The organism is Tistlia consotensis USBA 355 (assembly GCF_900177295.1).
In the GTDB taxonomy this organism is placed as follows: Bacteria; Pseudomonadota; Alphaproteobacteria; order Kiloniellales; family DSM-21159; genus Tistlia; species Tistlia consotensis.
The window spans coordinates 603,526-616,007 of sequence record NZ_FWZX01000001.1; the positions used below are offsets into that span (position 1 = coordinate 603,526).

The 12,482-nt window shown below is 70.7% G+C and carries 9 protein-coding genes; 5 read left to right on the top strand and 4 right to left on the bottom strand.

Going from position 1 to position 12,482, the window contains the following annotated elements; genetic code table 11:
- Positions 1-29 precede the first annotated feature (29 nt).
- The 3 genes from B9O00_RS02810 to B9O00_RS02820 all read right to left on the bottom strand — a co-directional run bounded on the left by B9O00_RS02810 (position 30) and on the right by B9O00_RS02820 (position 2,563).
- Positions 30-977: an LptA/OstA family protein gene (locus tag B9O00_RS02810; protein ID WP_085120889.1), complete on the bottom strand. Its 948-nt coding sequence runs from the start codon at positions 975-977 to the stop codon at positions 30-32.
- On the bottom strand, positions 974-1,663 hold the full coding sequence (gene lptC / locus B9O00_RS02815; protein WP_159460072.1) for an LPS export ABC transporter periplasmic protein LptC: 690 nt from the start codon (positions 1,661-1,663) through the stop codon (positions 974-976). Before lptC ends, B9O00_RS02810 begins: the two co-directional genes overlap by 4 nt.
- 279 nt (positions 1,664-1,942) lie before the next feature.
- On the bottom strand, positions 1,943-2,563 hold the full coding sequence (locus B9O00_RS02820) for a ribonuclease D (protein ID WP_085120891.1): 621 nt from the start codon (positions 2,561-2,563) through the stop codon (positions 1,943-1,945).
- Between the two features lie 186 nt (positions 2,564-2,749).
- Between B9O00_RS02820 and B9O00_RS02825 the strand changes: the two genes are divergently transcribed.
- On the top strand, positions 2,750-3,718 hold the full coding sequence (locus tag B9O00_RS02825) for a complex I NDUFA9 subunit family protein (RefSeq protein ID WP_085120892.1): 969 nt from the start codon (positions 2,750-2,752) through the stop codon (positions 3,716-3,718).
- Between the two features lie 55 nt (positions 3,719-3,773).
- Here B9O00_RS02825 and B9O00_RS02830 read toward each other — a convergent pair whose 3' ends face one another.
- On the bottom strand, positions 3,774-4,598 hold the full coding sequence (locus B9O00_RS02830) for an undecaprenyl-diphosphate phosphatase (RefSeq protein ID WP_085120893.1): 825 nt from the start codon (positions 4,596-4,598) through the stop codon (positions 3,774-3,776).
- A 342-nt stretch (positions 4,599-4,940) separates the two neighbouring features.
- Between B9O00_RS02830 and B9O00_RS02835 the strand changes: the two genes are divergently transcribed.
- The 4 genes from B9O00_RS02835 to B9O00_RS02850 all read left to right on the top strand — a co-directional run bounded on the left by B9O00_RS02835 (position 4,941) and on the right by B9O00_RS02850 (position 12,477).
- Positions 4,941-6,392 carry an NAD(P)-dependent oxidoreductase gene (locus B9O00_RS02835; RefSeq protein ID WP_085120894.1) on the top strand — a complete coding sequence of 484 codons (1,452 nt, stop codon included), beginning with the start codon at positions 4,941-4,943 and terminating at the stop codon, positions 6,390-6,392.
- Positions 6,393-6,406: 14 nt separating this feature from the next.
- On the top strand, positions 6,407-7,057 hold the full coding sequence (locus tag B9O00_RS02840; protein ID WP_085120895.1) for a hypothetical protein: 651 nt from the start codon (positions 6,407-6,409) through the stop codon (positions 7,055-7,057).
- A 45-nt stretch (positions 7,058-7,102) separates the two neighbouring features.
- Positions 7,103-11,668: a glutamate synthase large subunit gene (gltB, locus tag B9O00_RS02845; RefSeq protein ID WP_085120896.1), complete on the top strand. Its 4,566-nt coding sequence runs from the start codon at positions 7,103-7,105 to the stop codon at positions 11,666-11,668.
- 86 nt (positions 11,669-11,754) lie between these two features.
- A complete protein-coding gene (locus B9O00_RS02850; protein ID WP_085120897.1) occupies positions 11,755-12,477 on the top strand; it encodes a class I SAM-dependent methyltransferase in 723 nt (240 codons plus the stop codon).
- Positions 12,478-12,482: the final 5 nt, after the last annotated feature.

Here is a 12,482-nt window from a genome sequence, read left to right on the forward strand (position 1 = left end):
CCATCGTGTCCATCACCTGCTGGCGCCTGTCACTTGCTCTTCGTCCCCTGGAGGTCCTGCGCGCCGTCCGGCGTCAGCAGTCCCTTGACCCGGTCCTTGCTGGAGATCAGTCGGCTGAAGCCGGTCTTCATGTCGACCTCGGCGGCGTCGCCGTTCAGCTGGTTGTCCCCGCGGGTGATCCGCACGTTGCCGGTCAGTATCGCCCGTTCCTGATTAACATAATACACAGCCTTGTCGGCAACGATGAATTCCGTCGCCGTCGCGATGCGCACGTGGTCGTAGGCGTCGATCCGCGAGATCTGGTTGCGGCCGTCCTTGTCGCGGCCGATGAGCGCGGTCATGACGTCCGCCTGGATGCGCCGCCGGCCGCCCTCGCTGCCGACGCCGAAGGGCGAGGTCGGCTCGCCGGCCTTCTTGCTCTTGGCGTTCTGGGGCTTGGCGCTCTGGGTCTTGGCGGCGGTCTCCGGCGCGACGCCAGGCTTCGGGCTCTCGACCAGGGCGTCGCCGCGGGCGACCGCCATCGGATGGCCCTTGTAGTCTTCCCAGTACTCGAGGCTGTCGCGTGCCGTGATCAGGTCGCGCGGCGTCTCGTAGCGCAGGTCCTTGCCGGTCAGGACCATGACCCGGTCGTCGATCGAGTAGACGCCGAAGTCGCCCTGGGCCCGGTCGGTGTTGGAGTGGATCACGACGTGGCCGTCGGCCTCGACGCGATAGATCTGGGTGCCGCCCTGCTGCTGCTCGCGGTAGTGCGCGGTCAGCACGTCGGCCTCGATCTTGGTGTCGCCGCGCGTCGCCACGGCATCGCCGCGCGCGACGTAGATCTTCTGGTCGCGATACCACTCGATGCCGTCGCGCGCATCGACCAGCAGCGGCTTGTCGCCCTGGGAGGTGTCGAAGGTGCTGAGCCCCTGGGCCGCCGCCAGGGTGGCGACGGCGGCGAGGGGTGCTGCCAGCAGCAGGCCCCACCAGCCCCTCACTTCGAGCCTCCCTCTCCGGGCAGGTGCGGCGCCGCGCTGCCGTCGCCCTTCTTCAGCGCCTCTGCATAGATCGTCATGTGCGCCGGGCCGGTGAAGATGACGACCGCGCCGCGGTCCTCGATCTGGATGCCCTCGGACTGGATCGTGCCGGACGGCCCCTGGGACTCGACCGCCCGCTTGCCGATGACCCGTCCGTCCTTCATGTAGACCTTCGCCGATTCGGTCGTCATCTCGTAACCCTGGTCGTGGAACATCGTCACGCCGTCATCCAGGTCCAGGACCTCCTCGTCCTTGTTGTACAGCCCCTTCTCCGCGTTGACCGCGATCCAGGTCTGGTCCCGGGTCAGGATGTCGCCGCTCGGCTTCACCAGGTCGACCAGCCGCTCGTCGTCGCGGCGCTGGACGGCCTGGTCGGCGGTCACGTGGTAGGGGCGCCCCTCGTCGTCGACGCCGTCGAAGCGGGCGTTGACCATGGTGGAGTTGGTCGGCTCGTCGGTCTGCAGGTCGCTGATGCCCAGCGAATAGGGCTTCTCGACGGGATTGACCCGCGGCCAGGCGACGAGCAGCAGCACCAGCGCCACGGCGATCGCGGGCAGCAGATACTTGAGGATGCCGACCAGCGACGAGTAGGCATCGCCGCCCGACAGCCGTGGCGGCCGCGGGCGCCCTTCGGGTGCAGCCGCCATCTCCGGCGCCTCGGAGGTCCGCTTCGGCCTATCGTTCTGCTCTACTCTCAAGGTGACACTGTCGGCCATCGGTTTCCATCAAGCGCCTCAACGGCTGCCCCGGCGCTGCGCGATACATCACAGCGGCATCCTATCGCAACTCACCGGCATCGCAGCGTCTTTCGACGGGCCGGCCGCCGGGGCGGCGACGCGGCGGATCCGCGGCAGGCGCGGCCGCGCCGCGCCCCCAAGCATATGAGCGCGCGCGTCGCATTCCCAAAGACGTTCGCGCACAAACGGCTAGTGCTGGAAGATGTCGGGCTCGTCCCAGCCTTGGAGGTCGAGGGCGGCGCGGCTCGGCAGGAAGTCGAAGCAGGCCTGGGCCAGCGCGCTGCGGCCCTCGCGGGCGAGCAGCGCATCGAAGCGCTGCTTCAGGGCATGGAGGTGCAGCACGTCGCTGGCAGCGTAGGCCAGCTGGTCGCCGGTCAGCTCCGGCGCGCCCCAGTCCGACGACTGCTGCTGCTTGGAGATCTGCACGCCGAGCAGCTCGCCGCAGAGGTCCTTGAGACCGTGGCGATCGGTATAGGTGCGGGTCATCTTGGAGGCGATCTTGGTGCAGTAGACCGGCCGGGTGACGACCCCCAGGTGGCGCAGCATCATGGCCAGGTCGAAGCGCGCGAAGTGGAACAGCTTGAGGCGGTCCGGATCGGTGAGCAGGCGCTTCAGGTTCGGCGCCGCGTAGCCCGCCGGGCTGCCGATCGGGAACTGCACCAGGTGGGCCGAGCCGTCGCCGCTCGACAGCTGGACCAGGCACAGCCGGTCGCGGCGCGGGTCGAGGCCCATGGTCTCGGTGTCGATGGCGACCACCGGCCCGAGGTCGAGGCCGTCCGGCAGGTCGTCGCGATGCAGCTCGATGGACAAGGGCGGGCTCTCGGCGCTTCTCTGGTCGGGGCGGACCGCGTTTCCGGCGGGGCCTGCCGGACGCGCGGGCGCGCACGGCAGGCCCGGCACCTTAGCGCCCGCCTTTCGGGTGTCAACGTCGCGTCGCCCGGTGCTATATAGCGGCCTTCCTGGAACGACTGGATCACGGAACGGGCACGGCAGACCATGGCGGCAGGCACCATCACGATCTTCGGCGGCTCAGGCTTCATCGGGCGATACGTCGTCGCGCGCCTGGCCGACAGCGGCTGGACGATCCGGGTCGCGGTGCGCCGGCCCGAGCGGGCGAAGTTCCTGAAGCCGCTCGGCAACGTCGGGCAGGTCGTGCCGATCGCCTGCTCGGTGCGCGACCAGGCCAGTGTCGAGGCCGCGGTCGCCGGCAGCGACGCCGCGATCAACCTGGTCGGCATCCTCTTCCAGCAGGGCCGCCAGCGCTTCGACGCGGTCCAGGCCGAGGGCGCCGAGCGGGTCGCCGCGGCCGCGGCGGCGGCCGGCATCGGCCGCTTCGTCCAGGTCAGCGCGATCGGCGCCGACGAAAAGTCGCCCTCCGCCTACGGCCGCAGCAAGGCGGCCGGCGAGGCGGCGGTGCGCCGCCACCTGCCGGGCGCCGCGATCGTCCGCCCGTCGATCGTCTTCGGCCCCGAGGACGACTTCTTCAACCGCTTCGCCGCGATGGCGCGCCTGTCGCCGGTGCTGCCGCTGATCGGCGGCGGCAAGACCCGCTTCCAGCCGGTCTACGTCGGCGACGTCGCCGACGCCGTCGTCGCCGCGCTGGACGGTCCGCGGGAGGGCGCTCCGGGGGGCGGCCGGACCTTCGAGCTGGGCGGCCCCAAGGTGCACAGCTTCAAGGAGCTGATGGAGCTGATGCTCAGGATCGTCCGGCGCAAGCGGCTGCTGCTGCCGCTGCCCTTCGGTCTCGCCAGCCTGATGGCGCTGCCGGCCGAGCTGCTGCCGGTGCCGCCGCTGACCCGCGACCAGGTCGAGCTGCTGAAGCGCGACAACGTCGTCTCGCCGGGCGCCGAGGGCCTGGAGGCCTTCGGCATCCACCCGCACTCGCTCGAGGTGATCCTGCCGACCTATCTCGACCGCTACCGCCCCGGCGGGCGCTTCATGGAGCACCTGCCGCACGGCATGTAGGGGCTCCCGGGTCCAGGCCGCCGCCGGCCGTCCGCGCGCGAGCGCGAAGCGGACCTCAGAGGTACAGCAGGCCCAGCAGGACCGCGCCGAGCAGCAGGCGGTAGATGACGAACGGCAGGAAGCTCGCGCGCTCCAGCCAGCGCATCATCAGCGCGATCGCGACGAGCGCCGTGACGAACGACAGGCCGACGCCGACCAGCACGTCGGAGCCGAGCGCCAGGTTGCCGCTCTCGTAGAGGTCCTTGCCGACCAGCACGCCGGCGCCGGCGATCGCCGGGATCGCCAGCAGCAGCGAGAAGCGCGCCGCCTCGCGCCGCTCGTAGCCGAGGAAGCGCGCCGCGGTCATGGTGATGCCGGCGCGGCTGGTGCCGGGGATCAGCGCCAGCACCTGGGCGAAGCCGACGATCATCGCCTGGCCGAAGGTCATGTGCTCGAGGCGCTGGATCAGCAGCCCCAGGCGGTCGGACAGCCAGAGCAGCAGGGCGAAGCCGATGTTGGCCCAGGCGACGATCTCGACGCCGCGCAGGTGCAGGCCGACCCAGTCCTTCGCCAGGAAGCCGACGACGACGACCGGGATCGTCGCCGCGACGACGTAGAGCGCCAGGCGGCCGCGCGGGTCGTCGCGCCCCTGCACGAGCTTGAAGGTGCCGCCGACCAGGCCCGCGATGTCGCGCCACAGGTAGCAGAGCACGGCGATCAGCGTGCCGACGTGGACCGAGATGTCGAGGTCGAGCCGCTCGGCGCCGCTGTAGACCACGGCCGAGGGGTCGAAGGCGGCGATCGCCTGCCAGGTCAGCACGAGATGGCCCGACGAGCTGATCGGCAGGAACTCGGTGATGCCCTGCACGACGGCCAGAATCAGGATGTAGAGCAGCGGCAACGGGCACTCCCTGGTCGCGAGGCCGTCCCTCTCCCGGCCGTCCGGGCTTATATCAGGCGCGCTCCGCGGCGCTCCAGCTTTTCCGATAGTCTCGATATGGTACTATTCTGTCACCCTCACTCTGGCGGAGACCCCGGTTTCCGGGGTAGCATCGGAAGCACTGGCCCATCTGTATGGCAGCTATGTTGACCTATCGGCCAATAAGTTCTCGCCACTGCTGCATTTGGACGTTATAGAACGCCTCCCCGCCGTCGACGGGGTCTTTCCTGTCCGCCGATCGGGCACCGCGAGGGCGCGGCGGCGGCAGGCGCGGGCAGAGCGCAAGCGAGGGAACGCAAGGGTATGGCCAGCCGGATGCTGAAGTTCGTCAAGGTGCAGCGCCAGATGCCGCACAAGCGCGAGGTCGCGGCGCGCGCCCACGACTTCGACGAGATCTACGACGATTTCAGCACGCCCTCGGCGGCGGAGCAGGCGAGCCGCTGCTCGCAGTGCGGCGTGCCTTTCTGCCAGGTCCACTGCCCGGTCCACAACAACATCCCCGACTGGCTGATGCTGACCGCCGAGGGACGGCTCGAGGAGGCCTACGAGGTCAGCCAGGCGACCAACAACTTCCCGGAGATCTGCGGCCGCATCTGCCCCCAGGACCGCCTGTGCGAAGGCAACTGCGTGATCGAGCAGTCGGGCCACGGCACGGTCACGATCGGCGCGGTCGAGAAGTACATCAACGACACCGCCTGGGCCGAGGGCTGGGTCAAGCCGGTCAGGCCGGCGCGCGAGCGCGAGCAGTCCGTCGGCATCGTCGGCGGCGGCCCGGCCGGCCTGGCGGCCGCGGAGCAGCTGCGCAAGAAGGGCTTCCAGGTCACGGTCTACGACCGCTACGACCGCATGGGCGGCCTGATGATCTACGGCATCCCGAACTTCAAGCTGGAGAAGGAGGTCGTCGAGCGGCGCACGAAGCTGCTCGCCGAGGCCGGCGTCGCCTACGTCCCGAACTGCGACGTCGGGCGCGACGTCAGCCTCGAGGAGCTGCGCCGGCGCCACGACGCGCTGCTGCTGGCGACCGGCGTCTACAAGGCGCGCGACATCAAGGTCCCGGGCGTCGGCCTGGACAACGTCCGCCCGGCGCTCGACTTCCTGGTCGCCTCGAACCGCAAGGGCCTCGGCGACGCCGTGCCGGCCTTCGAGGACGGCACGCTCAACGCCGAGGGCAAGGACGTCGTGGTGATCGGCGGCGGCGACACGGCGATGGACTGCGTGCGCACCGCGGTGCGCCAGGGCGCGCGCTCGGTGAAGTGCCTCTACCGCCGCAACCGCCAGAACATGCCGGGCTCGCAGCGCGAGGTCGCCAATGCCGAGGAGGAGGGCGTCGAGTTCGTCTGGCTGGCCGCCCCCGAAGCCTTCGACGGCGACACGACAGTCGAGACAGTCCGCGCCTGCCGGGTCCACCTCGGCGTGCCCGACGCGACCGGCCGGCAGCTCCCGCAGATCCTGCCGGACTCGAGCTTCAGCCTGCCCGCCGACCTGGTGATCAAGGCGCTCGGCTTCGATCCCGAGGACCTGCCGGCGCTGTTCGGCTGCCCGGAGCTGGAGACGACGCGCTGGGGCACCGTCAAGGTGCGCTACCCCAGCCTCGCGACCAACCTGGACGGCGTCTACGCCGCCGGCGACATCGTGCGCGGCGCCAGCCTCGTGGTCTGGGCGATCCGCGACGGCCGCGACGCCGCCGACTCGATCGCCCGCTACCTCGACAACAAGACTGCCGGCGCGAGCGCGACGGCGGTCGCCGCAGAATAGGAGCAGCTTCCCGCATGGCTTTCCGCGCGCCCGCCCGCCCGCTCCTCGCCGCCCTCCTGCTCGCCGCCGCGGCCCTCGCCGGCAGCGTGCTGTCGGCTGTGGCCTGGCCGGACCGGGCGGCGGCGCAGGACCTGAAGCTGCCGGCGCCGGGCACGGCGGTCGAGTTCGACAACGGCTCGGTCTACCGCGCCTTCGCGACGGTCGGCGACCAGGTCTTCGTCGTCGAGACGACCGGCGACGGGCGCACCGTCGTGCACGTCATGCGCTACGGCCGTTTCGACTCGCTGATCTTCCGCAATCCCAGCCGCTCCGAGATCTACTTCACCAAGGGCTCGGTCGAGGACCTGCTGGGCGCGACGCCGGACAAGCCGCTGGAGATCGCCTACGAGGTCTACGTCGACAACCGCCTGACCTCGCGGGTCAACGGCGTCGCGCTGCGCGGCCAGGTCACGCCGGTCGAGGTCGCCGGCACCAAGCTGCCGACCCGGCCGCTGTCGCTGCAGCTGTCCTACTACGACCCGGACGGCAACTTTCAGCAGAGCGTCAAGCTGACCCGCTACTTCTCCGAGGCGCTCGGCCTGCCGCTGCGCATCGAGTACGAGAACGCCACGTCGGGCGAGAAATTCACGATCACCGCCAAGAAGGTGATCGAGGGTACCCACTAGCCAGGACGGCCGGCCGCGCCGGCCCCCAGTTCGGGATTCACGACCATGTCCGTCATCGACCGCCCCTTCCCGCCCCAGGGCCCGACCGCCGCCGAGCAGCTCGCCTGGCAGGCCCGCGAGTCCGAGCGCCTGGCCCGCGAGGGCCTCTACGATCCGGCCGAGGAGCACGACGCCTGCGGCGTCGGCCTGGTCGTCTCGATCGACGGCAAGGCGCGCCGCGAGGTCGTCGAGAAGGGCATCGAGGCGCTGAAGGCGGTCTGGCACCGCGGCGCCGTCGACGCCGACGGCAAGACCGGTGACGGCGCCGGCATCCACGTCCAGATCCCGCAGGAATTCTTCCGCGAGCACGTGCGCCGCACCGGTCACGACATCGACGAGCGGCGCATCGGCGTCGGCATGGTCTTCCTGCCGCGCACCGACTTCGCGGCGCAGGAGCGCTGCCGGGTCATCGTCGAGCGCGAGATCCTGAACTTCGGCTACACGATCTACGGCTGGCGCCAGGTCCCGGTCGCGGTCGACGTGATCGGCGAGAAGGCCAACGCGACCCGGCCCGAGATCGAGCAGATCATGATCGCCAACTCCAAGGGCGAGACAGCGCGGCGCTTCGAGCGCGACCTCTATGTCATCCGCCGGCGCATCGAGAAGGCGGCCGAGCAGGAGTCGATCAAGGACTTCTACGTCTGCTCCCTGTCCGGCCGCTCGATCATCTACAAGGGCATGTTCCTGGCCGAGCAGCTCAGCACCTTCTACCCGGACCTGCTGGACGAGCGCTTCGTCTCGAACTTCGCGATCTTCCACCAGCGCTACTCGACCAACACCTTCCCGACCTGGCGCCTCGCCCAGCCGTTCCGGGTGCTCGCCCACAACGGCGAGATCAACACCCTCAAGGGCAACGTCAACTGGATGAAGGCCCACGAGTGCCGCCTGGGCAGCGAGTGGTTCGGCGAGCTGACCGAGGACCTGAAGCCGGTGATCCAGCCGGGCAGCTCCGACTCGGCGGCGCTCGACGCGGTCTTCGAGCTGCTGGTGCGCGCCCAGCGCGACCTGCCGATGGTCAAGACCATGCTGATGCCCGAGGCCTGGAGCGCCGACTCGGCGATGCCGCAGAGCTGGAAGGACCTCTACAGCTACTGCAACGCCGTCATGGAGCCCTGGGACGGCCCCGCGGCGATCTGCGCCTACGGCGGCCGCTGGGCGGTCGCCGGCATGGACCGCAACGGCCTCCGCCCGCTGCGCTACACGATCACCGACGACGGCCTGCTGTTCGCCGGCTCCGAGACCGGCATGGTCCGGCTCGACGAGGCGCGCATCGTCGAGAAGGGCCGGGTCGGCCCGGGCGAGATGATCGCCGTCGACCTGGAGGAGGGCCGCCTCTACCACGACCGCGAGATCAAGGAGCAGCTCGCCGCCAGCCGGCCGTGGAGCGAGTGGCGCCGCGAGATCAAGGTGATCGACGACCTGATCAAGCCGGACGCCGGCGAGCCGGTGCAGTTCGACAGGGAGCAGCTGCGCCGCCGCCAGCTGACCTACGGCCAGTCGATGGAGGATCTCGAGCTGATCCTCCACCCGATGGTCGAGACCGCCAAGGAGGCGGTCGGCTCGATGGGCGACGACACGCCGCTCGCCGTGCTGTCCGAGCGCTACCGCGGGCTGCACCACTTCTTCCGGCAGAACTTCAGCCAGGTCACCAACCCGCCGATCGACTCGCTGCGCGAGAAGCGGGTCATGACCCTCAAGACCCGGCTCGGCAACCTCGGCAACATCCTCGACGAGGACGAGGCCCAGTGCCGCCTGCTGCAGCTCGAGTCGCCGCTGCTCTCGAACGCCGAGTTCGACGCGATGCGCGCCTACATGGACAGGACCGCCGCCGACATCGACTGCACCTTCGATCCGGCCGAGGGCGACCATGCCCTGCGCGACGCCCTGGCGCGGATCCGGCGCGAGGCCGAGGACGCCGTGCGCGGCGGCCGCGAGCACGTCGTGCTGTCCGACTACGGGGTCGACGGGGGCCGCGCGCCGATCCCGATGATCCTGGCCGCCGCCGCCGTGCACACGCACCTGACCCAGCAGAAGCTGAGGACCTTCACCTCGGTCAACGTGCGCTCGGGCGAGTGCCTGGACGTGCACTACGTCGCGGTGCTGATCGGCGTCGGCGCGACGACGGTCAATCCCTACCTGGCCCAGGAGTCGATCGCCGACCGCCACCGCCGCGGCCTGTTCGGCGATCTCGCCCTGGAGGACTGCGTCCAGCGCTACATCGGCGCGCTCGACGAGGGCCTGCTGAAGATCATGTCCAAGATGGGCATCTCGGTGATCTCGTCCTACCGCGGCGGCTACAACTTCGAGGCCGTCGGCCTGTCGCGCACCCTGGTCGACGAGTTCTTCCCGGGCATGCCGAGCCGGATCAGCGGCATCGGCCTGACCGGCATCCAGCAGAAGCTGCTGGAGCTGCACGAGCGCGCCTGGAGCGAGTCGGTGATCGCGCTGCCGGTCGGCGGCTTCTACCGCTACCGCCGCGGCGGCGAGCACCACGCCTGGCAGGCCGGCCTGATCCACACCTTGCAGGCCGCCGTCGCCAACGACTCCTACTCGACCTACAAGAAGTTCTCCGAGGGCATGGCCAAGCTGCCGCCCTCGGCGCTGCGCGACCTGCTCGACTTCAAGCTCGAGGGCCGGCGCACCGTCTCGCTCGACGACGTCGAGTCGATCACCTCGATCCGCAAGCGCTTCGTGACGCCGGGCATGTCGCTCGGCGCGCTCTCGCCCGAGGCGCACGGCACGCTCAACATCGCGATGAACCGGATCGGCGCCAAGTCGGACAGCGGCGAGGGCGGCGAGGACCCGGCGCGCTTCAAGCCGAAGCCGAACGGCGACAACGAGAACTCGGCGATCAAGCAGGTCGCCTCCGGCCGCTTCGGCGTCACCGCCGAGTACCTCAACCAGTGCCGCGAGATCGAGATCAAGGTGGCCCAGGGCGCCAAGCCCGGCGAGGGCGGCCAGCTGCCGGCCTTCAAGGTCACCGAGATGATCGCCAAGCTGCGCCACTCGACGCCCGGCGTGATGCTGATCAGCCCGCCGCCGCACCACGACATCTACTCGATCGAGGACCTGGCGCAGCTGATCTACGACCTGAAGCAGATCAACCCGGAGGCCCGGGTCTGCGTCAAGCTGGTCGCCCGGTCCGGCATCGGCACGATCGCCGCCGGCGTCGCCAAGGCCGGCGCCGACGTGATCCTGATCTCCGGCCATGTCGGCGGCACCGGCGCCAGCCCGCAGACCTCGATCAAGTTCGCCGGCGTGCCCTGGGAGATGGGCCTCTCCGAGGTCCACCAGGTGCTGACCCTGAATCGCCTGCGGCACCGGATCAAGCTGCGCACCGACGGCGGCATCCGCACCGGCCGCGACGTGGTGATCGCCGCCATGCTCGGCGCCGAGGAGTACGGCGTCGGCACTGCCGGCCTGGTCGCCATGGGCTGCATCATGGTCCGGCAGTGCCACTCCAACACCTGCCCGGTCGGCGTCTGCGTGCAGGACGAGGCCCTGCGCAAGCGCTTCACCGGCACGCCGGAGAAGGTCGTCAACCTGTTCTCCTTCCTGGCCGAGGAGGTCCGCGAGATCCTGGCCCAGCTCGGCCTGCGCAGCCTCGACGAGGTGATCGGCCGCACCGACCTGCTGCGCCAGGTCAGCCGCGGCGCCGCCCACCTCGACGACCTGGACCTCAACCCGCTGCTGGCCCGTGCCGAGGGCGCCGGCCTGCCGGTGCACTGCACGCTCGAGGGCCGCAACGAGGTGCCGGACACGCTCGACGCGCAGATGCTGCGCGACGCCGAGGGGCTGTTCCGCGACCGCGAGAAGATGCAGCTGCAGTACACCATCCAGAACACCCAGCGGGCGATCGGCACGCGCCTCTCCTCGATGATCACCCGCAAGTTCGGCATGACCGGCCTGGCGCCGGGCCACCTGACCGCGCGGCTGCGCGGCTCGGCCGGCCAGTCGCTCGGCGCCTGGGCCGTGCAGGGCCTGAAGCTGGAGGTCTTCGGCGACGCCAACGACTACGTCGGCAAGGGCCTCTCGGGGGCGATCATCTCGGTCCGGCCGATGACCAAGAGCCCGCTGGAGACCCAGAGCAACACGATCATCGGCAACACGGTGCTCTACGGCGCCACGGCCGGGCGCCTGTTCGCCGCCGGCCAGGCCGGCGAGCGCTTCTGCGTGCGCAACTCGGGTGCCGTGGCCGTGGTCGAGGGCTGCGGCTCGAACGGCTGCGAGTACATGACCGGCGGCGCGGTCGTGATCCTCGGGCCGATCGGCTTCAACTTCGCGGCCGGCATGACCGGCGGCATGGCCTTCGTCTACGACCCGGAGGAGAAGCTGCCGCTCCGGATCAACGCCGATTCGGTGCTCTACCAGCGGGTCGAGACCGACTACTGGGAGGGCGTGCTGCGCGACCTGGTCGCCGAGCACGTGCGCGAGACCCAGAGCCGCTTCGCCGAGCGTCTGCTGATCGACTGGGCGATGGAGCGCGGCCACTTCTGGCAGATCGTGCCGAAGGAGATGGTCGAGCGCCTGGAGCAGCCGATCAGCCTGGCCGCCCGCGAGAAGCGGGCCTGAGGCGGCGGACCCGGCCTCCGCGCAAGCCGCGGATAGCCGGGAGCGCCCGGCGGTGCGACTCTCCCGGCCACGGGAGGGCGCAGAGCATGACGCTGATCGATCCGGTGCCCTGGGGGCGCAGCCACGCCGAATACCGGGCCTTCTTCGGGCTCGGCGGGCTGCCGCCGACGGCGCGGGTCCTCGACGTCGCCGGCGGGCCGTCGAGCTTCACCGCGGAGCGCAGCGCCGCCGGCGGTCCGACGGTCGCCTGCGATCCGCTCTACGACCGGCCGGCCGCCGGGATCGCGGCCGGCGTCGAAGCGGCCCGGCGGGCCATCATGGCCCGGGTGCGGGCCGCCCCGGAGCGCTACCTCTGGACCTCGATCGCCTCGCCGGACGAGCTGGAGCGGATCCGCCTCGCCGCGATGGGCCGCTTCCTGGCGGACTACGAGGCCGGCCGGGCGGCCGGGCGCTACCGCAGCGGCGCGCTGCCGGACCTGCCCTTCGCCGCCGACAGCTTCGACCTGGCGCTCTCGTCGCACCTGCTGTTCACCTATTCGGAGGGCCTGGACCTGGCCTTCCACCTGGCCGCGGCCCGCGAGCTGCTGCGCGTCGCGCCCGAGGCGCGCGTCTTCCCGCTGCTGAACCACGACGCAGGGCCCTCGCCGCACCTCGAGCCGCTGATCGGAAGGCTCACCGCGGAGGGCCTGCGCTGCGAGCGCCGCCGGGTCGGCTACCAGTTCCAGCGCGGCGGCGACGAGATGCTGGTGCTGACCCGCGGCACGGCCCCCCTGGCGACCCTCGGCCCGGGCCCGCAAAGCCCGGCGTGACGGGG